Source organism: Desulfitobacterium sp. (assembly GCF_035539115.1).
GTDB lineage: Bacteria > Bacillota > Desulfitobacteriia > Desulfitobacteriales > Desulfitobacteriaceae > Desulfitobacterium_A.
This window is the reverse complement of the sequence record NZ_DATLJA010000049.1, coordinates 15573-40440: the sequence shown is the minus strand read 5'-3', so window position 1 is coordinate 40440 and position 24868 is coordinate 15573. Positions and strand designations below refer to the sequence as shown.

Genomic DNA, 24868 nt, shown 5'->3' with positions numbered 1-24868 from the left:
CTTTCGCCGAGCTTTGCGATAAAGAAGACTTGGCCAGCGCCAAAGCGATGGCCTTAGTCGCCTTATCCTGCCGGACTTAACTACTTGCATCGTAGGAAAGCGAAAACCGCTGGTTGCACTTATGCTATCTGCCAAAAATTTTATACTTTCTTACGAAAATGGACTACATTTTCATACCTCCCTGTGAATCGGCAGGTTCATGGAAGTTTCTGTTAGTAAAAAATAGACACCTAGGTGTCTATAGATCAAAACTAATGTGTGATCTTGTTGTTACTCCTCAAGAATTTTGTTTTTAACTTTATGGCTCATCGCTTCCTCCTAGCAAGACGATACTCTTCCACCTTTAAGAAAGAAACCTCGATTCAAAAAGTTATTTGAGTAATCAATGAGAGAATCAGTAATATACTCTTCAAAAGCGAGCAAATAGACGACCGTAATTCCTTGTGATTCAACCACTATATCATTTTCCTGTTTTAACTCATCCAGAGTTAATTTAAACTTGGGACCGCCTCAGCCAAATCCCCCCATAGAAACTCTCAACATCATCGATTGTGGATTTTTTTGTCTCGCGATGACGTCTTTGAGCTTTTCCGCTGCTTTCTCAGTTACTTTTATCACTTTCTTGACCTCCGGTTTCTTTATTCTTCTAAGCAACTTAGGTTAAAATTGCGCCTATAAAGCACACTCTCTATTACCCCCATAGGGTATAACCATAGAATAGTCTTTCTCCTTGTCTGTGTCAATTACCTAATATCCAGGGAAGATGTACCATTACAGCTGTCCCTTTCCCCAATTCGCTGGTTAAGGATACCTGCCCCTTGTGGAGCTGGACCAAGTGTTTGGCGATTGCCAACCCGAGTCCGGTACCCTTGCTTTGACGTGACTTGTCCGATTTATAAAAACGATCCCATACATAGGGTAGTTCTTCTCCAGGAATGCCGTAACCCTGATCCTGAATTTTGACTTCAAACGTGTTTCCTTTGATTAAGGTCGCTTCAACCGTTATCACTGTCGATGATGGAGAATACTTCACGGCATTATCAAGAAAGATCACAAATAACTGTCTTAAACGGTCATAATCAGCGATCAGGGCCGGAGCATCGGAAAGACCTTGATAGACAATTTCTATTTCTTTTTTATCCGCAAGGGTTTGAAGACTCTTAATGACATCTGAAAGAAGGCTCGGAAGATGGATTTCTTCCTTATGAATTGAAATTTTCCCAGATTGAAGACGGGAGAGCTCGAGAAGATCTCCAACCAGTCTCTCCAGACTCTTGGTTTCTGAGAGCATTCTCTGGTGATAGCGCTCAACATCCTGTGCTTGGTCAATCGTACCATCCATTAAAGCTTCTAGCGAACCTTTGATTACGGTGAGCGGAGTTCTGAATTCATGGGATACATTGGCTACGAAATCTCTGCGAAGTTGTTCAAGTCGTTCACTTTCACTGATATCTTGAACCAGGGCTACACTTCCCGTAACCTCATTTTGATTGTCAATTATTGGGGATAAGGTAAATTTAAGCTTTTTCCCCTTCCAATCTTTGAAGATTTGCAACGATTTCTTGTCTTTGATAATTCCTTCAAGCAAACCGTAAATGCCCAAATCTTCAAAATCCTTTTTTAAGGCTTCATTGGAGTATAGCTGAGGTTGATTCATGATCTCAGAAAGCGCGCCATTGACACTCAGGGGCACGAGTTCCAGGTCAAAAGCAACAATCCCTTCCGAAATGCTAGCGATGATATCGCTTATCTTTCCCTTTTCCTGAAAAAGTTGATCAATAGTGAAGCCAAGCTTAGAGGCGAGTTGGTCAAGGGAGCTTCCCAGTTGACCCAATTCATCCTCGCTCTTAATTCCTGTTCTTGTCGCATAATTTCCACGCGTCATTTCAATAGCGGTACGGTTCATGGCTTTCAACGGGCGCGTAAATAGCAATGAGTAGAATATGCCTAATCCTGTAGCTAGCATAAGAGCAGCTAGTAGACTGATCGCTAACATATTTGTCGCTTTGTCGAGTGTCTCTGTTATGCCTGTGACAGGAGCATGTAAGAGAACCGCGCCTATTACTTTTTGATCCGACTCTCGTATTGGAACCCCCACGGTAAGCGTCGCTTCGTTATACACACTGCTGAAATTTCGACTTATTGATTCTTGCCCGGATAAAACGTTCGTAATCACCTTTTGAGCTTCTGCGGGCAAGGGCTCTGAACTAAAAGTATTGCCCAGACCCATACCTCTACCCATTCCCATACCAGAGATCACCGCCGGATTACCCTTGTCATCAGTTAGCCAGACTTTCGCCTCGGCAAGTGTACCTAGAGCTTTCATTAATCCACCATATCTCTGCATCTGCCCACTGCTTTGCTGATTCTCACTGATCAACTCAGAAATGCTGCGCGCTCTTTCGAGTAGGACTTGCTCTTTACTATTGAATGTATACTGCCTAAACATTTGGATAAAAAACAAGCCGATCGTCAACATTGCTATGAGCACGATGACTACGAAACCTGATGTTAACTTAAAGGCAATCGTTTTTTTAATCATGCTTAACCTCAAATTTGTAGCCCACTCCCCAGACGGTCTTTATATCCCAATCTAACGTTTGGGCTAAGTCTATTTTAGATCTGAGCCTTTTAATATGGGTATCCACTGTACGCGCATCTCCAAAATAATCATAACCCCAGACCCGATCGAGAAGGGTATCGCGCGAAAAAACCTTTCCCGGATTTCCTGCTAATAACCAGAGAATTTCGATTTCCTTCTTGGTCAGATTAATAGCTTGACCCTTTACTTTTACTTCATAAGATGAAATATCTATCTCTAATCCCGGATACTTAATAATATCCTTATTTTCTTCATCTGAAATATCAATCCGTCTTAAGACAGCGCGTATCCGCGCCATAACTTCTCCTGGACTAAACGGTTTAACAATATAATCATCTGCCCCAATATCAAGACCCATGATTCGATCTCCGTCTTCTCCTTTAGCCGTAATCATGATGATCGGTACAGTAGAGGTTTCGCGAATCTGACGACAAACCTCAAAGCCGTTCTTTCTCGGCATCATCACATCGAGTAACAGAAGACTTGGTGTATATTCGATAAATTTCAAGATGGCTTCTTCTCCATCATGAGCAAGGATCGGCGTATAGCCCTCCTTGTTCACATAGCGTTGCATTATTTCGAGAATATCCTCATGATCGTCGGCGATCAAGATTGACTTATTCATGAACGCTTCCTCCAATCGCTATCTTTATCTCTTTTCTGTTTTCTCCCATTCTAAGTTCTACTTGGAGCTACCTAGCATTAATCTACCACTAAATGAAAATTATGTGTGTCATAATTATGGCACATTACACTCGTTACAGAAACGGATCTAGTCGCGAATGTCAAAAATCTTTCGAACTTTTGCCAAAGTTTTGCCACATTTCTTGTCTATAATTCATATCACAAGGCGAATTCAAAAAAGCTAAATTTAAAAAGGAGTGTGTAAATTATGAAAAAAATCAAAAAGCTCATCGTCGTAGTTACAGCACTAGGAGTCTTAGGAACTGCAGGAACTGTTTATGCGGCAACACTCAAAACCCCTTCCGAAATCGCATCTGAGGTGACGGGGAAATCAGTGGATACAGTAATTGAAGAACGAGCCACAACGGGTAAAACGTATGGGACAATTGCTAAAGAGGCTGGCAAGTTGGATGAATTCAATACTCAAATGTTGGAACAAAGAAAAGCAGTTCTTGACGAACAGGTCAAAGAAAAAGCAATAACCCAACAACAAGCAGATGACATCTACAATGCAATCAAGAATAATCAGGCCCTTTATGGTACGAATGGTAGAGGATATGGCATGAGAGGCTATGGGCAAGGTCAAGGCTACGGTTGTGGAGGAGGGTTAGGAAACGGCTATGGTTGCGGGCTAGGTTCCGGCCGGGGTAGCAGTCAAGGTACTGCTCAGGGTACCTCTTTAAAATGAGCTATGGTCACTGGGTAAATTAGATAGCTAAGGATCTACCAAAAAGGGCTGCATTACGGTATGAATTATCCGTATGTAGCTCTTTTCATAAAGAGAGGGGAAGTGGTGATAATTGAAAGGAAATAAATATGTAAAATATTTACGTTGGAGTCTTTTAGCCCTTATTACAATATTTATAACGACTGAGTCATACCTACATATTACCCAAGGGGGCGGAATATCACCCTCAATTCACGCCCTTTGTCCCTTCGGCGGACTGGAGAGTCTCTATCAAGTATTCACAACGGGAAACCTCATCAGTAAAATATTTGCAGGAACGTTGATTCTGTTTGGAATCACAGTCGTACTTGCCCTCCTTTTCAGACGAAGCTTTTGCGGGTTATTGTGTCCTTTTGGTGCCATACAGGAATTCTTTGCTAACGTCGGTCAAAGGATTTTCAAAAAAAGATGGATTATGCCCCAGAAAATAGATCGACCTTTAAGATATTTAAAATATCTGGTTCTACTCCTTACTGTATTTTACGCCTGGAAAACAGCTGGATTATGGATGTCTTCCTACGACCCATGGTCAGCATATGCCCATCTACCGGAAGGTTTAGGAAGTGTGTGGGAAGAATCTGCAGTTGGGTTAATCCTCTTGGGCATAACCTTAATCGGATCACTACTTTATGATCGGTTCTTTTGTAAATATCTCTGCCCAATGGGCGCACTTTATGGAATTCTCGGTAAAGTCAGCCCATTTAAGGTTGTGAGAAACGAAGACTCTTGTATCAATTGTGGGAAGTGTAACAAGGTATGTCCAATGAATATTGATGTTCAGCACGTCAAGGAAGTAAAGAGCGCTGAGTGTATCAATTGCCAGTCCTGCGTTTTGAATTGCCCTAAAGCTGGAGCCTTGGAAAGCAAGGAAGGTTCGAAAGCGGTAAAGCCAATTGTCGTCATTGCTCTCGTCTTGGTCGTATTTTTCGGTTCGATCTTTGCCTTCCAGGTTTCAGGTTTATATAAGCTTTTGCCTGAACCGCTCAAAGCTGGAGAAACGATAAATCTTGATGAGATAAAAGGGTATATGACGATTAATGAGGCAGCCGAAGCCACCCATATCGAGCTCAAGGAATTCTATAAAAAGTTTCAAATTCCTGAAAGTGTCCCCGCGGAAACCATGATGAAAGAAATTAGTAAAACTGTTCCAGGCTACGAGTTTAGTCAAATCAAAGCGACTCTAGAAAATTCAATCAGTGACGGTAACTCAGAACCGATCAAAAAGTAATCAAGAAAACAGGAACCCGCAAACCATTATCTGGGATGCGGGTTTCTTGACCTCAATTAAAGTTCGCTGGGTGTAACATTGAAGCTATGGTCACACTTTGGACACGTGACCGCGATTGTTCCTTTACCGAGTGGTACACGCATTTTGGCATGACATTCTTCACATTCGATGACACGATGGTCAATAAGTTCAATAAGTTTAGCTTGATCAAAGCCAACCACGACTTCGTCACCGATAAGAAAAGCAGGTACTCCACTGATGTTTCTGCGGATTAATTCGGATCGAGCTTGATCATCAACGTTGATATCCTTTTCAATAAAGTATATATTGTGCTGCGAAAGAAACTTCTTCGCCATAGTACAATACGGTCAGGTTTGCGTTGTAAACATAATGACATCTTTCATAAGAAATCCCTCCTATTATTTAGGTTCCTTTTCCATTGCCTCAAGTAAGACATTCTTTAAACGATTTAAGCTTATCGAACGCGCTTCCAGAGGTATTGAGGCCCAATCGGAAAAATCCAAAATTTCCTCAACATGTTCCATGGCATAGTTATCAAAAAAGCCTAAACCGTCAAGCATAATTCCTCCGCCAGTATATTGCGGGAAATTTTCATTGGCATTCGCTTTATCCCAGCCTTTAAAGACAAAATCGCGGTATTTTAGCCATCCAGGGGTACAAAACCATACATTTTGCCCTTCGGCCAATTTTTCTCGATCTTCCACAGTTGCAAGCATGTCTAAACAATTTTCTACTTCAGTCCTAGCTATATAATACCCTTCTTCACGTACGTCATCAATAACACAATCAATCGTGCGATATGAATCTTTTAAATTGATATAACAATACTTTCCGCCGTACACCACAATGATTTTCTTGGCATGTTCTTTAGCCACTTTGAGTTGTTCGAGCAATTGCTTTTCTAATTCATCAAGGGCCTGGTGTAGGCCCGGGGCAGTATAAATGATCACTCCCTCCAAAAAACCAGTCTCTTTCAAATAGTTTAGTTCCGGTATCATGGTCCCACAAGCCACAATCGCGTATTCACTGGATATACCACTTTCCACCATTCATCACTCCCAACCTCTCAAAACGTTTCTGCTATCAGGTGAACCTTTCAATTCGCCACTTTTCTTCCTGTTACCATGCATATTAGGCTTATTTTCTAAGACCAATCTTTGAATACTTCCTCATACTCTTGAGCGGAATAACCGACTAAAACCCGATTTCCGACTTGAACGACGGGCACAGTTAACGTATCCGTTACTTTTTGCATCTCTTTTCGAGCCTCTGGCATCAAGATATTTTTCTCAACCCATTTAATTCCTTTACCCTCAAGGAACCGCTTTGCGCGTTTACAGTGTGGTCAAAATGGAACAACGTACATAATAACTTCTTCCAAAATCTCACTTCCAATCTGCAAATTTTTTACTCTGTCTGAAGTCCAATCGAGCTTATCCTCTCTTAGCCAATTCGGCTTTGAGTTCGGCGATGGACAAACTTAACGCCTCAGTTTCTGACTGATATCGTTGCGCTTTGACTGCGCCGATATGCAGTCCTGTTTGCCTAAGAACGTAGTTTTTCTCCTCTTCTAATTCTTCAAGTTCCTCTTCAAGTTTCTGCATCCTCCGCTTAATATCGGCTAAACTCAGCTTGTCAAGGTCTTCCAATTTAAACACCTCCACCTTATTTGATACTTTTTAACATAGATTTCATTGAATCATAGGTCATAGGTCCAACAAATTTTCGTTGAATCACTCCCCACGAATCAATAATAAAGCTAGCTGGTATTGAAGATACATCGTACTGCTGACTTACCTTGCCTTTTTCATCTAGAGCCACAGGAAATGTAATATCATATGCTTTCATAAAACTTGGGACATCCGCCCTGCTCTTTTCTATATTGGTTAGATTGACTGCCAGGATTTCTACCCCATTATCTTTTTGATCGACATAGAGTTTTTCCATATCAGGCATCTCTTGGCGACAGGGTGGACACCAACTAGCCCAGAAATTCAGAATGATCTTTTTCCCTTGAAGACTGGAAAGCTTTATCGAATTGCCATCTACCCTTTGGAGCTCAAAATCTGGCGCCAAATTGCCTTCTTCAAGACCCACTTTTAACTGGTTCGCCTTAGAGGATACCGTATTTGAATCAGAATTGGAGTTGTTATTTTGGACACTTATGAATCCCCAAATAACCAAACCGATTAAAATAATAGCTGCTAAGTATTTCCTCATTCTTTCACTACTCCTCTAGTTTACAAAGTATGTAAATTGGGACAACCAAGCACTTATCTTCTGTAACTGGCCTGCGTACAATAATAGCCCCATCCCCACCAAAATCCACCCACTGATGATCGAGAGGATACCTAATCTCCGATTAATGGATTTGACGATTTTAAAGGAATACGTGATGATTAAGGAAATTGCCAAAAACGGGATTCCCAAACCCAGGGAATAAACTAATAGCATAAACATTCCGCTATAAACTGTATTTGCCGATCCGGCCAGTAAAAGAATAGAGGATAAGGCTAAGCCAACACAGGGAGTCCAGCCCGCTCCAAAAGAGATCCCCAAAATCAAGGAACGCCAAACTGAATTTTCCTGCGTTTGTTTGCCTTCCCAGCGTTTCTCCATCATGAGAAAACGCAGTTTAAGCACTCCGGCCATTTGTAAACCAAAGATAATAATCAAAATTCCACTGATCTTCTGGATGATATCACGATTGTGAGTAAATAGATGACCCACCACGCTGGCGGATGCCCCCATTAACACAAAGATTAGACTAAAACCAATGATGAAACTGAGCGAACGCGTCAGTAATAACCGCTTAGAAACCTCGATCCGATTATCTCCGAACGTCGAACCCGTTAGATTTGCTACATAAGCCGGAATTAAGGGAAATACACACGGGGATAGAAAGGACAGCATCCCTGCCGTAAAAGCAAATAGTACTGTGACATTCTCCATTTAATTCCTCCCCAGATCACTTAATTAGACTGTTCTTCGCCGTGAAAAAATCGATCATAATACAGAACGCAGCAAGGATCAAAAAGACAATTTGCAATTGGGAAAAACCCCACCAAAAATTTTGTCGCCATGGACTTATAAAAGAAACAAACACTTGCCCCAGGCTAAACCAGGTCAACGCCTGATTCAAGTTGTTAAGTCTAGCTGTTCCCTTACTATTCCTAAAGTAGAGCTGATAAAGAAGCAGCGCTAAAAGAATTTCACTCCCATAAATCCAGGCCCTTTGTTGATTTAGCCAAAGAGCAATTACGGAGTACGCTACCATCCCGATCAAAAAGCCAGCAGCTAATAAATCTCCATAAACCCCTATCGGGATATGCTCTTTTTTTGAATGGTAATAAAAATAGACAAGAACGACGACTAGAGCTAACCCGATTCCACGCTCTCCCCCTGAATAATAAAGGATGGCTAAGGGGCTGGTCACGATACGGATCGGATCAAAAAGAACCACGCTGAATTTCCAGGTCAGAATTGCGATAACAGCACTTTCTTCAATCGATACGATGATCTGATCCTTAATCGAATCTTCCAGATCTGCAAATCTCTTTAAGCGATACCTGATCATTAAATTTCCAATGAATATTGAAAGAATTATGACCAACCATTGAATTCTGAGTACCAGTGGACCAATCTGAAGGTTAGCATTCATTTTTCTTCCTCTACTCAGCCAAAAGTTTCTGCAGGTCGGCAATTTCTTCTTCCAAGTCGTCCAATTTGAAGATCATTTCAGTTTTAACCGAGTGAGCAGGCCAACGGGCTTTAAGATCCGCCAACTCCTCTTGCAATTTCTGCAGGTTTAGCTCTTGAGTTTTTCTTTGATTCTCATCCATGGACAATTTCCTTCCCCCCGTCCTCGCGGAAAGTAATCGCTCCCTGCATACAGACTTCCATACACGCTTCACATTCGATACACAGTTCAGGATTAACAATCGCCATATGAGCGACCATTTGAATCGCATTTTGTGGACAGGCATGGACACAGCGTTGACAGCCACGGCATAATTTTTCTAAGATAAACGCCGACATCTCTTATCCTCCCCTATAACATCCTCTTCCCAAGCGCTCTCTTCCTTGATTAGGATTATGGAAACTCACGGTCTCCTTAACAACCTGCTCAGCCAAAATTCGAAGTTTTTACAGGCGCTACGGATGCACCCGTACTGCGTTTGCTTCCAGCAATATTAACTGCCGTAAATCTTTGATTAATCTTCGGACTTTGACAATCCGGACAGATCTGTTGATCCTTGTGGCTAATACTACAGAAAACTGAAAACTTATGCCCACAATCCTGGCAAACCATATCATAGCTTGGCATTTAGCCTCTACCTCCTAGTATCCCATTTTTAGGATCTGATCGCCATAGTAGTTTAACCCTAACGTGAGAAGTTCTTTAATCGGTCGACAATTGGGTCCTTGCACACGGCCTGTTCGATCTTTAGCAATAGCCCCACATCCGCCGCCACAAATTAAACTAACCTCACAATCCTTGCATTCCGGAATTGTTAAGACACTACGGTCTTGCCATTCTTTAACTTCTTGATCCTTAAGCTGGTACTCCGGATAAAAAGTCCCCAGTTTAAATTCATCCTGTCCAGCAGAAGCCGTACACCCATAGATATCTCCATAGAGATCAAAAACCCATTCTGTTTTACACGCTGGGCAAGTATCGTATGATGGCAAATAGAGCTCTCCCGTCTGGACGAGATGATTGATTCCTTTAAATTCTGGGGTGTGGAATTTCTTCAGGATCGGATGTTTTTCAGCTAACTCCATAAACATTGCCCAATGCTCTGCCTGACCCAGAAGGTATTGAGGCGTAGCCGAGCATTCAAATAATTCGTAATTACGACCAATTGCCGTTTTAAATCGTTGCGGTGGAAGGTCAAGCCAACCACGGCTATCCAAATCTTCAGCTAAAATCACTAAATCTTCAAAATTAGTTTTATCGACAACTGCACGCAGATTAATGGGGACTTTTCTTTGAATTGCTTCTTCGAGCCCCTCCATAATCTTATCATACGTTCCTTGTCCGCCTGCGGTTGGTCGACGTTGATCCTGGACAACCTTGGGGCCATCAAGCGTAACCTGAATTTCCTTGATCTCAGCTTGTTGTAAGATATCCAGATATTCTTTCAAATCATATCCATTCGAGACAGCCGATATGGCGTATCCTCCAGAGGCCGCTTCTTTGACGATATAATCGATCATTTCCTTCTGTCTCACCGAATTTTGGAGAGCTTCCCCGCCAAATAAAGTGATGAACGGCTTTTGATCTGGAAATTGCTGAGCTAAATATTTAAAGAAAGTATCGACAACGTCCTTGGTGATCAAATCCTTTTTATGTTTAATCCCATTTTCATAGCAATAGGGGCAGGCCAAATTACAAGTATACGTGGGTACCAGGAGAACCTGAGGAGACGTTTCATGAAGAGCTTGATTAAATTCTGGCCAGCGCTCTTGCAGACGTTGGTTTTCATCCTCCTTATTCTGGTAAAGATACCCCCTACTCTGCAAGTTAGCCAGGAACTCAGAATCCTCGACTATTTCTCCACTCTTTAAAGCCATCAGCTTTTCATAATCTTCTTGAGAGACAAGATCAAACCCTCCCGAGAGAGAATTCAAGATCGCATACGGGAACTTAGGATTTTCTTTCATCGGTAAAATTAAGTTATATTGACTAAAGTACATTTCCCCACCCATTTCTTTTTAAACTTCATCTAATTTATTTAATTCCCAATGAAGGGTAACAATTCATGGCAAAAGGCGACAGAAATTTTCTGCCGCCAAACATATCAGTCGTGACAACCCGCGACGATTTGGGAAGACTTCGAACAACATTGGGCAACGTTGAGTGCTAGACTCGTATTGCAGCAGGCCGAAGATGTTGAGGTAATTGGACGCATCACTCTCACCTCCTTTCCATCATTAAATCTACCATTTCTTCTAAGATCGACTTCTCAGCTCTCTTTATATCCTTGAAAAGTGCGGCTGATCATTTCATAGCCATTCTTCAAATAACGTCGTTCCTTGAAAACCTCTACTTTAAAGAAACCCGCTTGACTTAGAGATTCTTCATATTCTCTAATCGTGATTGCCCCACCAAAACAGTCCGCCACCGCTTCCGGATCCTCTTTAATTTCTTGAGGCAAGGGGGTTTCAGTCATGATATCGGAAACAACAAAACGTCCGCCAGGTTTCAACACGCGATACATTTCCCGGTAGACAGCAAGCTTATCCTCAACATGGTTAATCGCACAATTGCTAAGAACCGCATCAAGGCTGTTATCCTTCAAGGGAATCTGATCCATAGACCCTAAAATAAATTTCACATTAAGAATCTGCTCATTTCGTGATCGTTCCTGAGCGAGATCGATCATTCGAGGGGTCAAATCTAAACCCCAGACGAACCCTTGAGACCCTACTTGTTTGGCAGCTTCGACCGTTTCTCCGCCACGACCACATCCCAAATCCAGGGCTCGTTCCCCTTCCTTAAGCTCTAGATATTGAATATTTCCACCGCAACTTAAATTTGAGTTTTTATCTTCCTCTGTATACCTTTTCACAATCTCAAAAGTAGACACATTTTCCTCCAATTTCCCCGCCTCTTAAAAGGACACTCTTTATTTTTTACTTATTTTCTTGAAGTGTATCAAGATATTTTATCGCGTTGAGAGCTGCAGTTCCACCTTCTCCAGCAGCTTTTAGGAGTTGGTAGGGCTGACCCGTGCAATCACCCGCTGCATACAAGCCAGGAATATTCGTTTCTAATTGATGATTGACGGCGATCGCCCCTTTCTCCATCCGGAGATCTAAAACCAGTTGTTCCGCAGGCAAATTTTCCCGGAAGAGAAAGACTCCATCAACCTTGAGCTCTTCCGCTCCCAAAATGAGAGCCTCAACCTTTTGGCTTCCCTTGATACTTTTTATTTTATCTTTCTTTTGGATAATGCGTTCATCGAGATGTCCTATTTTTTTGTAGAAGGGGATATAGTAAACTACTGAGCAGATATCTGCCATAAAGTTAGCTTCAGCCTCCCCTTCCCTATCATAGGCAATGATTGCCACCGTCTTTCCTTTATAGAGCGGCCCATCGCACGTCGCACAATAGCCAACGCCACGTCCCAGCAATTCTGCCTCTCCCGGAACTAACTTTTGAGTTGAGACTCCGGTTGCTAAAATAACACCATCTGCTTCGAAGGACTGATCCTTCCCGACCAAGGTGAAGGGCGGACCCGGGTAAATGTTTGTAACTTTCCAGGGTACAATTTCAATTCCCATTTCTTTTAAATGGTTGAAGAACCGCTGCCGCAATTCTTCTCCTTCAATTTCGGGAAACCCCAAGAAATTATCGACTTGGGGAGCCTTCGCTAATTTAGGACTACAAAATTCTGATCCCAATAAGATAAAATTTTTATTTCTAATCTTGGCATTGATTGCTGCAGCCATTCCCGCAGTTCCACAGCCCACAATTGCTAATTCATAATGAGATTTAAAAGTAAACGTTTTAGACATTATCGACTCACCCCAGCTTGAAGTTTACTCATCACATTCTGTAGCTTTTGACAATCCGGACATTGATGAGCAGGTCCGCCTTCTCGGCAAGTGGTGAGACAGTTACTTCCTGATTTTAAAAGGATATTAATTTCGTCTTCAGTTAAATCGATATTCATAGGGGAAAACCTCCTCAGATATTTTCTGTTAGAAGCTTTCCCATATTTTGCGATCTTACTCAAACCAAACATTTTCATAAATTATTTTTGAGAAGCTCGAGAGGCTAGATAACGCTCTACGTTAACTGCTGCAGCAGCCCCATCACCTACTGCGGTAGCAACTTGACGAACGGTTTTGCTCCGGACATCGCCCGCAACAAAGACCCCTTTGATATTCGTCCGCATCTCGTCATCTGCTTCAATATATCCCCAGTCGTTGATCTTTAGCTGTTCTTTCAGGATTTGCGTGCGGGGTTGCATGCCAATATAGACAAATACTCCGTTAGCATCCACTACACTCATTTGATGCGTTTTAACATTTTCAATTTCCACACCAGTTAAGTGTTTTTCACCGACGAGTGTACGCACCTCAGAATCCCAGATTACGCTAATCTTATCATTCATTGCAGCCTCTTCTTGAGCTGTTTTTGACGCTTGGAAATTATCAAACTGATGAACGATCGTAACATGTTTGGCAAATTTGGTCAGGAAAACTGCTTCTTCCACAGCAGAATTTCCACCACCGACAACAATGACATTTTCAGCATCTTGATACATAGCGCCATCGCAAGTTGCACAGTAGTGGACACCATTCCCTCGGAAATCAGCTTCCCTTTCTACAGGAAGGCGGCGGGATTCTGCACCCGTCGCAACAACAAGTACTGGAGCACGATAGATCGCATCTTCCGTAATGATTTCTTTCATCTCACGACTCAAATCAAGGCTAAAGACCTCTTTTAAGTCATGAATATCAGCTCCAAAACCTTTCGCCTGACTAATCATGTTATCCATGAGATCTTTACCGCCAATAGTTCCAGGTGTTCCAGGATAGTTAGCTATATGAAACGTCGTTGCCGCTTGTCCGCCTGGAATACCTTCCTCAACCACTATCGTCCGAAGTTTAGCCCGCGAGGTGTAAATCGCCGTTGTTAAACCGGCAGGACCTGCTCCCAAAACAAGAACATCCGCTTCCAAAGCTTCCTTTTCAATCTGCTCACTTTCAATGCCCAGCAGATTTTCCAAAGTTATCCGCATTTGCGATTTGGCAATATATCCACCTAAGCGTTCTCCAACCTCTTGTCCGTTTTCAAAAAAGAGAACAGTAGGACTACCTTTTACCCCGAAGCGCTCGGCTAATAGACGATGAGATTGACGCATCATCTTCACAAACTTGACCTGAGGAAACTTTTCAGCCATTCTCTCATAAATTGGAGCTAATTGTGCACATGGCGGACAATCTTCAGAAAAGAAATCTAATACTAACATGCCTTGATGATTTTTTAATTCCTGATCAAATTCTTCAGTAGATAAATATAAAATTTTATCACTCATTTTTCCTTCGCCCCTTTGCGCATTGTCCCATAAACCCCCGGGGGGTATACTTAATATATCTATAATATACATGATACCTTTCTTTTTGTCAATAACTTGATGATTTGCTCTACCCATTCAATCACGAAGAAAAGCTGCGCGTAACGTGAAAACATTACTAACGCAGCTTTTAATATTTGATCTTTTAAGATAAGTTTCGCTATAAAATTTTCGCACCTTTAGAACTCCGGATTTGCCCAAATTCTCAAAGAGGGGACTTCATACTTCTATAGAACTTGATTTGGATTTAATAATGCAGTTTTAACAATTGAATTAAAATTTTGGTAGATTTCTTCCTTCTCTTGTTCCGATAACGCCGACATACCCATCTCTTTGAGCGTGTCTTGTAAGAGCGCATACTGATCCAGCTCTTCACGGGCAATCAAGGGAGCTTTACCTAGACAACTAAAAATATAGTTCTCATCAAGTCCACAGTTCTCGGTCAAACTTCGAATAAACTTATCGTCTGGGACCCGCTCTCCTCGTTCGACTTCACGCAGGTAGGAGGGATTCACGCCTAAACGTACACTCAGTATCTGCAGCGACATTTTTCTGTTGACCCTACACTTATAGATATATTGTCCGATTTCTATAAAAGGTTCTTGATGTTTCCTCAGCTCGCGACTCAAGGACATCACGGTACTCCTCCTTTGTTCTCATGCGAAACTTTAGCTAATTTTAGAAGTTACCGTCGTGGTACTCACCACATGTTTACGGGTTCCTAACTCCGAATTTGGAATTCCTAAAGCCATCCCCAAAAGTTCTGTAATATACATGACAGGAACCTTAGTTTCCTTACCAGTGGCTTTTTCAATTGCACCTTGGCGCAAATCCAGATTTGACATACACATTGGGCAGGCCGTGGCAATGGCATCCGCATGCGCTTCTTTAGCCTGGTAGACTATTCGTCCGGTCAGTTCGAGGACGACCTCCTGCCGAGTTAAGACGTGAGCTGCACCACAGCAGTCTGTTTTCGCTCCCCAAGAGACAACTTCTGCACCCAAAGCTTCTAATAATCGATCCATACTTTGCGGATTTATTGGATCGTCAAACTGAGCAATTTTCACAGGACGGGTCAACATACACCCGTAATAGGGAGCAACCCTTAACCCTCTCAACGGTTTTTTAACCTTTTTCGCGATATTCTGGATCCCAATTCGATCAACTAATAGTTCAAGGATATTGAGAACGTGAACTTGATTTTTATAGTTCATCTCAATCGCCTTTTGAACTTCTTCATGCTTTTTTTTATCTTCGGCACACTCCACCTCGGCTGTACGCAAATGGTTAAAGCAAGCCGCACAAGGGGCCATGACTTCTTTCATTCCGGCCTTTTCTGCTAAGGCTAAATTTCGGGCAGATAAAGACAAGGCTAAAAGATGGTCCGTTTGATGAGCAGGTGTCGAACCACAGCAATTCCAATCAGGGATCTCTTCTAACTGAACTCCCAAGGTTTTAAGCACAGCTTGAGTTGATGATTCATAGTTTTTGGCGGTGGAATGAAGGGAACACCCCGGGAAGTATCCAGTTTTCATCTCGCATGTCCCCCTTGCATTTTCTCGACATTCTCAAAAATCTTTGCCACAGCTTGTTGCCCTTGAATTTTATGAGCCAAGATATCTCCAGGTCCCATAATTCCTTTCAAGAACATCGGTGGTCCAATCGGGATCAACGAGGCGGCATCTTTAACAAATTGCCCTTGATTCAGCATATTTTTAAGCATCAAGTTCACTTCATGCATGCGCCCGTTATTCTTCACTTCGCCAAGAAAAATACCATTCATTTTAGGAATCTTTTTCTCATTTGAGATGTATCCTTCTTCTTTTGCCATCGCCCTCAGGACATTCATCACTTCATACATTTCAAAACCCGCCGGGCACTGAGCTCCACACGTTCCACATTGAATACACATTTGAATTGACTTACTCGATAACAGTTGATCTTTCATGTTGTAAACAATCATTTCCAAAATGGAATTGGGCGCATATTCCATAATTCCGGAAAACGGGCACCCTCCCGAGCATTTACTACATTGGTAACATTCCTGAACTTTCTGCCCGCTCCGGGCCTCAACCTCTTCCAAGAAGCTATGCTTCTCGTCCATCCATACTTTCACTCGCTTCACCCTCTCTTCGGTGTTTCGCACAGTGGTTAAATTTATGATAGATCAGAGACGGTTGTTCATATTTCGGCTTTATGCCTTGTTTCTCCGCCTCTTCCCTAAGCACTGCCATGATTTCATTTAGGGGCAACCCAACCGGGCAGACTGCCTGACATCCAGTACAATTTCGACCACACAGCCAAATCATCCGACTCTCTAAAACCCGTTCATCCTGACAATCCAGTAAGGATTCAATAACTTGACGCGGGGTAAGATCGAACTCCTCGGTATGAGCACAGCCACCTCCACACTTTGAACATTGCAGGCAGGCGGTCAGGGGTCTTTGAATCCCCTCTTCTACGACATTCCGAATTCCGCCTTCATGAATACGTAAGCGCATCAGGTTTCACTTCCTTATCTCACTCTAAAAGTTCATCAAGGTCCGGTGAATCTTAAATATCCTTTAAAACTTCTCGGAATTTACCGGGCTAAGATCAAGGCTTCAGTTGCCGCCAATCCTCCCATGCCTACCGCACTGGCAATTTCCATCGGCTGAGTACAACTCCCGGCCAGGAACACCCCAGGTTTAGTGGAATGGCAGGGACGAACATTAGCTTCGATCTCTTGGAAAAAGCCATACTCATCCGTCTCAATCCCTAGAACTTGAGCTAACTCACGTGAACCCACGGGTGGCTCCATGGCCGACGCTAAAACAACTAAGTCTGCTTCGACTTCAATCGGATTACCAATCAAGGAATCCTCCGCCCGAACCAATAGTTTTTCTCCTTCGGGAAGAACTTTTGCAACCCGTCCCCGAATATAGCGAACATTATACTCTTCCATCGCCGAACGGATAAATTCTTCATACCCCTTACCTAAAGCGCGGATATCAATATAGAATACATAATTTTTCGATTCAGGATTCGTTTTTTTCATCATAATGGCATGCTTCGCTGAGTAAGAACAACAGATTTTTGAGCAATAGCGATACCCTTTAGCTTTATCGCGAGAGCCGACACAGTGCACAAAAACCACATTGACTTTGCCCTTGGGCAAGCGACCTTCCGCTGCCATTTTTTCAAACTCAAGGCTCGTCACAACCTTAGAACTGTGACCATAGAGATATTCGGTGTAGGCCGTTGGCTCCATATAATGAAATCCCGGAGCAGCAATAATTGAGGCCACATTTTCTGTGCGTTTACCAGCGGGAGTACTCAGTTCAACAGTGAAATTTCCCGCGCTGCCGTTAACTTTTTCTAAAGTTGTACCCTTGAGGATCTCAATTCCTGTCAGGGATTGAGTGGCATCAATTTCTTTGTTGAGTAACGCCTTAGCATCACCGAGAACAGGGAAGGTAAAGGTTAATTTAGCAAAATTTCCACCCAATTCATTTTCTTTTTCAATGAGGATGACTTCTGCTCCATTTTGGGCAATCTTTTCGGCAGCTGTAATTCCTGCTATTCCTCCACCGATGACTAATGTCTTTTTCACGTTCTTTCCCCTTTCTAGCGACCGACTCGGTCGAGAACCTTTTCCAAACGTTCACGCCCACTAATATGAGCAGCAAAAGCGAGTTTCGGAACTGCAACCCCTAAGGCCAAACCTACAAGTTGCGCTATGTGAATGACTGGAGTTTGATAGTCCCCTGCATTGTGGTAATTTAGCTGTTGTTGAACCCGATCGAGCTGGCTATGACAATAAGGGCATTGGACAACCAAGAGATCGGGATCTGCTTCTTTCACAGAATCCAATTTAAGCTGAGTGTGCTCCAAGGATGAATCTTTGCCATTGATAATCTGGGTAAAGCCGGTACCACAACATTCTCTATTCGCTGTATAGGGGACAACCGTCCCTCCCATCAGTTCGATGAGTTCTTCCAAATAAGAAGGCATTTGGGCATCATCGATGGCCGAATACTTTCCTCCGGCGAGATAATGGCATCCATAGTGAGTGGCAATTTTAATTCCTGTGAGCGGTCGCTTCACATTTTTAGCGATATCATCTTTAAGTCGGTAAAACATCTCAGCGATATGATAAACATTGCTCGTTCCTTTGTACTCACGGCCCATCATATTCATCATCATGTTGACACTGGCTTTGACTTCCTCGTTATGATTCATAAAGTGGCCGAATTCATTAAGAAACGTCCAACATCCGTTACAAAGGACACATGTATCTAAGCCCTTTTCCTCGGCGAGAGAGAGATTACGCGCGACAGCTGGCATCGAAGCGGTCGGAGCGGCTACATTAGCAAAGGTCACAAAACCTCCACAACAGGTCTGTTCATCGGATTCAACTGGTTCAACTCCAAGAATTTGGAGGGTTTCCCTCCCGCACGCTTCAGTCCCAGGATACTTATTACTGGCAACACAGCTTCTAAATAAAAAGATCTGTTTTGGTTTAGGAATTTGCGCTACAATATCAAGCCTCGGCATGTTTTTTTCCTCCCGGTTCCCCATAATTATAGAAACGCAGATGTGTTTTCGTTTTTCCGACCCGTGATGGCATCGGTTTGTGCTTGCACTTTTTCTCCTGTTCGGGAGTACACGTGCGGCAATCCAAAAGCTCAACCCCACCGATCTTTTTCATAAAAGAGGTCATTCCTGTTAAATCAGAGAGCATATTGATTTCGGCTATTGCGCGATCACTAACCTGGCGTTTACTCGTTAATCCTGCAGCCTCACGGATTTTGCTGATATCTCCACGGGTGTCAACGACAAAGGGATTTCTTTCAAAATCCGAAACAGTAACTCCATTTTTCAAATAATCTTTTTCCGCATAGCCTTCGAGTTGTTTAACATCTTCCCAGCCATACCCTTCATTCATCGCCGCTAAACGTAGCATGAAAACAAAAAATTGAAAGTTAATATCCATGGGACATGCCGCATAGCATCCCCCACAAAAGAAACATTGCCAAAGCTCCACACTTGACAAAACCCGTTTAATATTGCCATTGACTAAATCCCGGATCATTTTACGTGGGTTATAGCTCGGCGTTACAGCAGCCGCGGGACATTGTCCTGTACACTTCCCGCACTGCAAGCATTTTTGCGCTTCATTGACGAAGCCCATCGCAATGGGTTTCCATTTTTCGTAAAAATCGTCGTCCCAGTCTTTGGTTTGTTCGAGCACCGTGGTCCCCCCCTTATTCCTCTTTCTTGCCCGTAATGGCTTGCTTTACCATGGGCATCATTTGAGGCATAAACTTCATTAAATCATCCCGTTCGCCTTTCCCGGCCATCATGAATTTGACCATTCCCGGCATCATTTTCATCATTCGGGACATCGGAATTTCCATACTGAAGAGTTCACTAAAATAATTGAGAGTGCGATCTCCCGCGTCTCGGCTTGTTTCCTTGCCATACGCTTCTAAATAGTTGTTATAGTTGTTAGCCATAAGCTCCACCTCCCTTATTCGCGATTTTCTCTCGTTAATCGCTTCACAAGTAACCACATATATAAGAAATAGGACAAACAAAATGATCTCTGATGGAGAATTTTTAATAATCCTGCAGGCATTGGCCTCGACAACCCAAATTAAGAATTTGGGTTGGATTCATCGGATTCATGAGTGGGTTATAAAATTCACAAGACTGGGAGCAGTAGTTCAAATTGATCGCATAGTTAAGGGCGTGACAGTTCGGACATAGGATCTCTTTCACATTAGGCGGTAAAGGATCCATTTTCTCCAAAACCATGAAGAACTTTGGGCGAAATTCTGAGATGAGTACGCCGCAATGAGAACATTCTAACAATCCTACCCCCCCTATCCCCCCCTGGGTATTTTCTTCGATTCAAATATACCTCCGATTTTTATCTGCGTCAATATGTTTTTCTCAAAATCAACGTATATATAAAGAAAACCCGGCTTTCGCCGAGCTTTAGCGATAAAGAAAACTTGGCTAGTACCAAGCCCTAGCGAAGGTGCTAGCCCTAGTTGCCTTATCCTGCCGGACATAAATACATGCATCGTAGGAGAATGAAAACCGCTGGTTGCACTTAGAGTTTATCTGCCAAAAATTTATACTTTCTTACGAAAATGGACTACATTTTCATACCTCCCTGTGAATCGGCAGGTTCATGGAAGTTTCTGTTAGTATAAAAAAGGTGCTTCAAATGAAGCACCTCTATTTTCGTCCTCTTAAATTCAAACGATCAACCCTCAGCTTACTGATTTAATTTCATCAACGTTTCAACCGCTTTATTCATAACTTCCTGCTGATTCTCTCCCTTTTCCAATGCTTCAATCAGACAGATATTCGCATATCGCTGAGCAATAACAACAGAAACCTTCTGAACCGCTGAACGGATCGCAACCAGTTGATGTAGAACCTCACCACACTCCTTTCCTTCTTCAATCATTCTTTCAACAGCCGCAACATGGCCTCTAACAGTTTTAAGACGAATCTGTATTTTTTGCGTTTCCTCTGGATCAATATCATTCATATTCATTTATGTTCCTACTTTCTGCAAGTTCTCCCTAACCCTTGAGCAATACGGAAGGTATCTTTGAATTAGTTGCCATAAAGTGCCCTATACTCAGCATAAAACTGCCAAACACGTTGCACATACTGGCGTGTTTCCTGGAAAGGAATGTCCTCGACCCGTAAATTATTGGGATCCAACTGTTGGGATTTGATCCACTCTTGCACATGCCCCCGACCACCATTATAGGCGGCAATAGTCAATGTTGTATTCTTAAATTCCTTCTGCAAATTAGCGAGATACCAGGTCCCATATTGAATGTTTTTTTCAGGATCCTTCAAGTCCTCTTGGGTAAAGCTTTTATCACCTATACTCTGGGCAATCCCCTCCGCGGTATTCGGCATAAGCTGCATTAGTCCCAAGGCTCCTTTATGGGACTCCGACTGCGGCATAAAATTGCTCTCCGCACGGATCACAGCGATCACTAAATAGGGATCAACCCCGTACTGCATCGCAAACTTTTCGACTACAGGGCGATAAGGATAAGGGTAATAAATCTTCTGTACAGACGGCATCTGCAGAAGTAATCCTATCCCAATAATTATGATTAGAAGCGTAATTAACCTTCTTTTTAATCTTTTAATTCCTGACCGTCTCTTTCTCAATTCAAACTTCCTGTCTTAATCAATATAGTGCTCTCGGAACCTGCTGTTTCTATTTTACCGTTTTCTATTCTACATTTATAGGGAAATTCTATTTTTTATTCTAACCAAAAGTGCTTCCAATTGAGACACAGTGTACTCCCACGTTCCTGAGTTATCAATCACGACTTCTGCCATTTCTTTCTTATCGTCTAAGGGCCATTGCGCTGAAATTCGAAGTTCTGCCTCAGAACAGGTGAAAGAATCCCGCTTCATCACCCGCTCAAGTTGAATCTGAAGCGGGACCCAAACAACCCAAACTTCATTCATCGATGTACTGAAACCGGCTTCAAAGAGAAGCGGCACATCCCAAAAGCAAAGCTTCACCCCAGATGCGGCCAGAGCAATTTGTTCGGAGAACATCTTTCCTCTGGCTAAGGGATGAAGGATTTCCTCCAGGCGTTTTCTTGCTTCGTCATTATTGAAAACTTTGATTCCCAGTGCTCTGCGATTGATTTTCCCCTGAGTATCTAAAATATCTTCCCCAAAGGCTTGAGCCACGCGACGGATCGTCGTCTGATCCTCAGCAAGTAACTGATGTACCGTTTGATCCGCATCTAGAACCGGGATTCCGTGTTCCTTCAGCCAGTTCGCTACCGATGACTTACCACTCCCTATTCCGCCAGTTAAACCAATAGCCCACATTTTCCCACCTCATATTAACTTTCCAAATCCAATGAGAATTAGCAAGGTTCCGGGCAAGAACCCAATCCGTTTTAGAACCTCTCCCGGTACAATTCCCGTAACATTTTGACCCAATCGCAATATCAGAACCTGGGTCAGTGCCACCAATAAGATGACAGGTAACGAATGAATGATTCCTGCCGAAAGGCCAATCGCTAGACCTGAGGCAAACGCATCCAAGGATAAAGCTGTCCCTAATAATGCACTTTCCTTGATCGTAATTATTCCTGAGCCATCTAAGTCTGCTTGTTCCGGGTATCTAAGGACTTGAATCACAATCCCTAAGATCTCGAACTGGAACTTAATAACGGGTTCTCGAGCTACTGCCCTCAAAGATGAAACTTCTAAGGCTTCGACCTCTGGAACGTTCCTTTGCCTCCAAGCATGAACCACTTGGTAGACGCCTAGGCTAAGTAAGATTATTGCTCCCAGGACATTTGGGGGGAGAAACTTCACCCAGTGGACAAACCAGCCCCCAAATAATACGGCCGAACTCATCGCCACAATCGTACAGAAGGCAATCATCAGCATCGACGTCCAGGGAATATGAATTCTCCTCAAACCATAAGCCATTCCGACACCGAATCCATCCAGGCTTAAAGCTACAGCTAGCAAAATTGCAGTCCCCATAATCATCCTCCTCTTTACGTTCAGGATAATATATGGGTTACCAAGCGTTGGGGTGCTTTTCCCTACCCCTCTGTTAGCTTAACTCTTCGGTAAGCTCAAGCCATTCCGTCATCGTCGAATCTAAGTTCTCTTTCATAGTGTCATATTCCTGCTGCAATTCCATCGCCCGCTCATAATTTGCTGCGGTTTGAGCAAGTTTACTCTCAATTTCCTGCAATTGAGTTTCCTGTTCAGCGATTTGTTTTTCAAGGCTCTGAACACGTTTCTGCTTCTTTTGCGCCTCGCGATCCCGAATCCCTCTTTCCGAAGCAGAAGAAGACATCGACGAAGAATTCCCAGCATCTACGGTAGCCGAATCTTTCGTTTCTTCCTCCTGAACTTGGGCTTTATACTCGCTATAATCTCCTTCGTAAACTTGAAGGCCGGAAGGCGTTAAATGGGCAATTTTATTCACTACTCGATCCAAGAAATAACGATCGTGGGAAACTACGAGCAGTGTCCCTTCATAATCGGCCAACGCCTCTTCCAAAACGTCACGCATCTGAGTATCCAAGTGATTGGTTGGTTCGTCCAAAAGGAGAAGATTACCCTGCGCTAAAAAAAGCTTTGCTAGCTCCAACCGGCTCTTTTCTCCTCCACTTAAAACACTCACCGGTTTGAAGACTTCTTCCCCTATGAAGCCAAAACGAGCTAAGAGGTTTCGGATCTCTGGATCTTTGAGCGCAGAGTCACTACGGATTTCGTCAATAATGGTCCCCGTCAGATGAAGGTCTTCATGCTCCTGGGAATAATAGCCGAGCTGAACCTTCGCACCAAGTCGAATTTCCCCTTGATACGGAACTTGTTGCGAGATTGCCTTGAGAAGGCTTGTCTTGCCGACTCCATTCTTTCCCAAGAGGGCCACTCGATCTCCACGTCGCAAGTCCAAATGAACATTGCTGAAAAGCGTTCGTTCGGAAAAACGAATTCCTACCGCCTCAAGCATCAGGACTTTGTCCCCGCTCCGGGCTCCCGTTTGAAAATTAAAATGGACTTCTTTTGAGGATTTCGAAGTTTGATTCGGTTTAAGCTTGTTTAACTGAATTTCTCTTCCCCGAGCTTGCCGGGCATTAACACCCGCCTTATTCCGGCGAATATATTCTTCCAGACGGCTAATCTTGGTATTCAGCTTTTCCGTTTCCCGGGCAAGCGTCGTCGCTTCGACCGCCCGTTGTAACTCATACTCAGAATAATTTCCTGTGTACGTTTTCATTTCTCCATTTTCTAAATGGAGAATCTTTTGCACGACTCGGTCTAAAAAATAACGATCATGGGAGACCATGAGAATTGCTCCCGCGTACCCGCGTAAGAAACTCTCGAGCCATTCCAACGCTTCCATGTCAAGATGGTTCGTGGGTTCATCCAAAACTAAAAGTTCGGGAGCACTAAGTAGGAGCTTACTCAAGGCCAAACGGGTCTTTTGTCCGCCACTTAAGCGCTCGACCGGAGTTTTAGTTTCCTTTTCCAGGCCTAAGCCGAAAAGGATCTTCCGAATTTGGGCTTCCAAAGCATACCCACCGGAACGTTCATAGCTCTCCGTCAGGGTGCTGTATTGTTCGAATACCTTTTCCTCGGAATCAACAGCCATGCGTTCTTCAAGTACCTTCATCTGTTCGCGCATCTGAATGATCTCCGCGCGCTCCTCCAGCATACTATCCCAAACCGTGCCCGTCTCAGCAAGGAGCGGATTTTGAGGCAGATAGCCATATGTTCCCGTAATTTGAACCTGTCCACTCTCTAATCGGAGTTCCCCCAGACACGCTCGCAGTAAGGTTGTCTTACCGGCACCATTCGGACCGACCAGACCCACTTTTTCACCCGGTTCTATGCCAAACGTCACTTGCCGGAAAAGAGCCTCACCTGATACATCAACTCCGCAATTCCGGCAGTAAAGTATACTCATCTTCGACTAGACTCCTCATTCTTCAATTTAC

The 24868-nt window shown here is 43.2% G+C and carries 33 protein-coding genes and 2 pseudogenes; 2 read left to right on the top strand and 33 right to left on the bottom strand.

What is annotated here, in order from left to right; all coding sequences use genetic code 11:
- Positions 1-318 precede the first annotated feature (318 nt).
- The 3 genes from VM640_RS17270 to VM640_RS09480 all read right to left on the bottom strand — a co-directional run bounded on the left by VM640_RS17270 (position 319) and on the right by VM640_RS09480 (position 3227).
- On the bottom strand, positions 319-618 hold the full coding sequence (locus tag VM640_RS17270) for a HesB/IscA family protein (protein WP_475394580.1): 300 nt from the start codon (positions 616-618) through the stop codon (positions 319-321).
- 121 nt (positions 619-739) lie between these two features.
- Positions 740-2542 carry a HAMP domain-containing sensor histidine kinase gene (locus VM640_RS09485; RefSeq protein ID WP_325391579.1) on the bottom strand — a complete coding sequence of 601 codons (1803 nt, stop codon included), beginning with the start codon at positions 2540-2542 and terminating at the stop codon, positions 740-742.
- Positions 2535-3227 carry a response regulator transcription factor gene (locus VM640_RS09480; protein WP_325391578.1) on the bottom strand — a complete coding sequence of 231 codons (693 nt, stop codon included), beginning with the start codon at positions 3225-3227 and terminating at the stop codon, positions 2535-2537. Before VM640_RS09480 ends, VM640_RS09485 begins: the two co-directional genes overlap by 8 nt.
- Positions 3228-3494: 267 nt before the next feature.
- On the opposite strand from VM640_RS09480, the gene VM640_RS09475 reads away from it, so the two are divergent.
- Both VM640_RS09475 and VM640_RS09470 read left to right on the top strand, forming a co-directional pair.
- Positions 3495-3974: a hypothetical protein gene (locus VM640_RS09475; protein ID WP_325391576.1), complete on the top strand. Its 480-nt coding sequence runs from the start codon at positions 3495-3497 to the stop codon at positions 3972-3974.
- 112 nt (positions 3975-4086) lie between these two features.
- Complete coding sequence (locus VM640_RS09470) at positions 4087-5241, top strand: 4Fe-4S binding protein (RefSeq protein ID WP_325391574.1); 1155 nt, start codon at positions 4087-4089, stop codon at positions 5239-5241.
- Between the two features lie 56 nt (positions 5242-5297).
- Here VM640_RS09470 and VM640_RS09465 read toward each other — a convergent pair whose 3' ends face one another.
- The 30 genes and pseudogenes from VM640_RS09465 to VM640_RS09320 all read right to left on the bottom strand — a co-directional run bounded on the left by VM640_RS09465 (position 5298) and on the right by VM640_RS09320 (position 24837).
- The gene (locus tag VM640_RS09465; RefSeq protein ID WP_325391572.1) at positions 5298-5645 is read right to left on the bottom strand and encodes a glutaredoxin domain-containing protein; all 348 of its coding nucleotides are present in this window, start codon (positions 5643-5645) and stop codon (positions 5298-5300) included.
- Between the two features lie 15 nt (positions 5646-5660).
- Positions 5661-6311 carry a DUF1638 domain-containing protein gene (locus VM640_RS09460; protein WP_325391570.1) on the bottom strand — a complete coding sequence of 217 codons (651 nt, stop codon included), beginning with the start codon at positions 6309-6311 and terminating at the stop codon, positions 5661-5663.
- Between the two features lie 95 nt (positions 6312-6406).
- Positions 6407-6595, bottom strand: a pseudogene (locus VM640_RS09455) (glutaredoxin family protein); the annotation flags it as partial.
- A 100-nt stretch (positions 6596-6695) separates the two neighbouring features.
- Positions 6696-6920 carry a hypothetical protein gene (locus VM640_RS09450; RefSeq protein WP_325391568.1) on the bottom strand — a complete coding sequence of 75 codons (225 nt, stop codon included), beginning with the start codon at positions 6918-6920 and terminating at the stop codon, positions 6696-6698.
- 7 nt (positions 6921-6927) lie between these two features.
- Positions 6928-7482 (bottom strand): redoxin domain-containing protein, encoded by a 555-nt coding sequence (locus VM640_RS09445; protein ID WP_325391566.1) that lies wholly within the window; start codon positions 7480-7482, stop codon positions 6928-6930.
- Between the two features lie 15 nt (positions 7483-7497).
- Positions 7498-8214, bottom strand: coding sequence for a cytochrome c biogenesis CcdA family protein (locus VM640_RS09440; RefSeq protein ID WP_325391564.1), 717 nt, complete (start codon positions 8212-8214; stop codon positions 7498-7500).
- 16 nt (positions 8215-8230) lie between these two features.
- Positions 8231-8923 carry a hypothetical protein gene (locus VM640_RS09435; protein WP_325391562.1) on the bottom strand — a complete coding sequence of 231 codons (693 nt, stop codon included), beginning with the start codon at positions 8921-8923 and terminating at the stop codon, positions 8231-8233.
- Positions 8924-8933: 10 nt separating this feature from the next.
- Positions 8934-9104, bottom strand: coding sequence for a histidine kinase (locus VM640_RS09430; RefSeq protein WP_325391560.1), 171 nt, complete (start codon positions 9102-9104; stop codon positions 8934-8936).
- Complete coding sequence (locus VM640_RS09425; protein WP_325391558.1) at positions 9097-9300, bottom strand: DUF362 domain-containing protein; 204 nt, start codon at positions 9298-9300, stop codon at positions 9097-9099. Before VM640_RS09425 ends, VM640_RS09430 begins: the two co-directional genes overlap by 8 nt.
- Positions 9301-9388: 88 nt before the next feature.
- Entirely contained in the window at positions 9389-9589 is a 201-nt protein-coding gene (locus VM640_RS09420) for an FmdB family zinc ribbon protein (RefSeq protein ID WP_325391556.1), read from the bottom strand.
- Positions 9590-9603: 14 nt separating this feature from the next.
- Entirely contained in the window at positions 9604-10962 is a 1359-nt protein-coding gene (locus tag VM640_RS09415) for a radical SAM/SPASM domain-containing protein (protein WP_325391554.1), read from the bottom strand.
- A 269-nt stretch (positions 10963-11231) separates the two neighbouring features.
- Complete coding sequence (locus tag VM640_RS09410) at positions 11232-11855, bottom strand: methyltransferase domain-containing protein (protein ID WP_325391552.1); 624 nt, start codon at positions 11853-11855, stop codon at positions 11232-11234.
- Between the two features lie 46 nt (positions 11856-11901).
- The gene (locus tag VM640_RS09405; RefSeq protein WP_325391550.1) at positions 11902-12786 is read right to left on the bottom strand and encodes an NAD(P)/FAD-dependent oxidoreductase; all 885 of its coding nucleotides are present in this window, start codon (positions 12784-12786) and stop codon (positions 11902-11904) included.
- Positions 12786-12944 carry a hypothetical protein gene (locus tag VM640_RS09400; protein WP_325391548.1) on the bottom strand — a complete coding sequence of 53 codons (159 nt, stop codon included), beginning with the start codon at positions 12942-12944 and terminating at the stop codon, positions 12786-12788. The genes VM640_RS09405 and VM640_RS09400 overlap by 1 nt, the downstream gene beginning before the upstream one ends.
- 81 nt (positions 12945-13025) lie before the next feature.
- On the bottom strand, positions 13026-14018 hold the full coding sequence (trxB, locus tag VM640_RS09395) for a thioredoxin-disulfide reductase (protein ID WP_325391582.1): 993 nt from the start codon (positions 14016-14018) through the stop codon (positions 13026-13028).
- Between the two features lie 6 nt (positions 14019-14024).
- Positions 14025-14315 (bottom strand): annotated as a pseudogene (locus tag VM640_RS09390) (thioredoxin family protein); the annotation flags it as partial.
- 266 nt (positions 14316-14581) lie between these two features.
- Positions 14582-14989, bottom strand: a complete 408-nt coding sequence (locus VM640_RS09385; RefSeq protein ID WP_325391546.1) for a helix-turn-helix domain-containing protein — start codon at positions 14987-14989, stop codon at positions 14582-14584.
- A gap of 33 nt (positions 14990-15022) precedes the next feature.
- Positions 15023-15889, bottom strand: a complete 867-nt coding sequence (locus VM640_RS09380; RefSeq protein ID WP_325391544.1) for a CoB--CoM heterodisulfide reductase iron-sulfur subunit B family protein — start codon at positions 15887-15889, stop codon at positions 15023-15025.
- The gene (locus VM640_RS09375; RefSeq protein ID WP_325391542.1) at positions 15886-16470 is read right to left on the bottom strand and encodes a 4Fe-4S dicluster domain-containing protein; all 585 of its coding nucleotides are present in this window, start codon (positions 16468-16470) and stop codon (positions 15886-15888) included. Before VM640_RS09375 ends, VM640_RS09380 begins: the two co-directional genes overlap by 4 nt.
- Positions 16442-16855, bottom strand: a complete 414-nt coding sequence (locus tag VM640_RS09370) for a 4Fe-4S dicluster domain-containing protein (RefSeq protein WP_325391540.1) — start codon at positions 16853-16855, stop codon at positions 16442-16444. The genes VM640_RS09375 and VM640_RS09370 overlap by 29 nt, the downstream gene beginning before the upstream one ends.
- An 80-nt stretch (positions 16856-16935) precedes the next feature.
- Positions 16936-17946, bottom strand: coding sequence for a CoB--CoM heterodisulfide reductase iron-sulfur subunit A family protein (locus tag VM640_RS09365; protein WP_325391538.1), 1011 nt, complete (start codon positions 17944-17946; stop codon positions 16936-16938).
- Between the two features lie 14 nt (positions 17947-17960).
- Positions 17961-18890, bottom strand: a complete 930-nt coding sequence (locus tag VM640_RS09360; protein ID WP_325391536.1) for a CoB--CoM heterodisulfide reductase iron-sulfur subunit B family protein — start codon at positions 18888-18890, stop codon at positions 17961-17963.
- Positions 18877-19587, bottom strand: a complete 711-nt coding sequence (locus tag VM640_RS09355; RefSeq protein WP_325391534.1) for a 4Fe-4S dicluster domain-containing protein — start codon at positions 19585-19587, stop codon at positions 18877-18879. Before VM640_RS09355 ends, VM640_RS09360 begins: the two co-directional genes overlap by 14 nt.
- 13 nt (positions 19588-19600) lie before the next feature.
- Entirely contained in the window at positions 19601-19852 is a 252-nt protein-coding gene (locus VM640_RS09350; RefSeq protein ID WP_325391532.1) for a hypothetical protein, read from the bottom strand.
- Positions 19853-19955: 103 nt separating this feature from the next.
- On the bottom strand, positions 19956-20210 hold the full coding sequence (locus VM640_RS09345) for a hypothetical protein (RefSeq protein WP_325391530.1): 255 nt from the start codon (positions 20208-20210) through the stop codon (positions 19956-19958).
- Positions 20211-20622: 412 nt separating this feature from the next.
- On the bottom strand, positions 20623-20907 hold the full coding sequence (locus VM640_RS09340) for a metal-sensitive transcriptional regulator (RefSeq protein ID WP_325391528.1): 285 nt from the start codon (positions 20905-20907) through the stop codon (positions 20623-20625).
- 62 nt (positions 20908-20969) lie between these two features.
- Positions 20970-21545 carry a lytic transglycosylase domain-containing protein gene (locus VM640_RS09335; RefSeq protein ID WP_325391527.1) on the bottom strand — a complete coding sequence of 192 codons (576 nt, stop codon included), beginning with the start codon at positions 21543-21545 and terminating at the stop codon, positions 20970-20972.
- A gap of 75 nt (positions 21546-21620) precedes the next feature.
- Positions 21621-22226 (bottom strand): dephospho-CoA kinase, encoded by a 606-nt coding sequence (coaE, locus tag VM640_RS09330; RefSeq protein ID WP_325391525.1) that lies wholly within the window; start codon positions 22224-22226, stop codon positions 21621-21623.
- 9 nt (positions 22227-22235) lie between these two features.
- Positions 22236-22895, bottom strand: a complete 660-nt coding sequence (gene ytaF / locus VM640_RS09325) for a sporulation membrane protein YtaF (protein ID WP_325391523.1) — start codon at positions 22893-22895, stop codon at positions 22236-22238.
- 73 nt (positions 22896-22968) lie between these two features.
- On the bottom strand, positions 22969-24837 hold the full coding sequence (locus VM640_RS09320) for an ABC-F family ATP-binding cassette domain-containing protein (protein ID WP_325391521.1): 1869 nt from the start codon (positions 24835-24837) through the stop codon (positions 22969-22971).
- Positions 24838-24868: the final 31 nt, after the last annotated feature.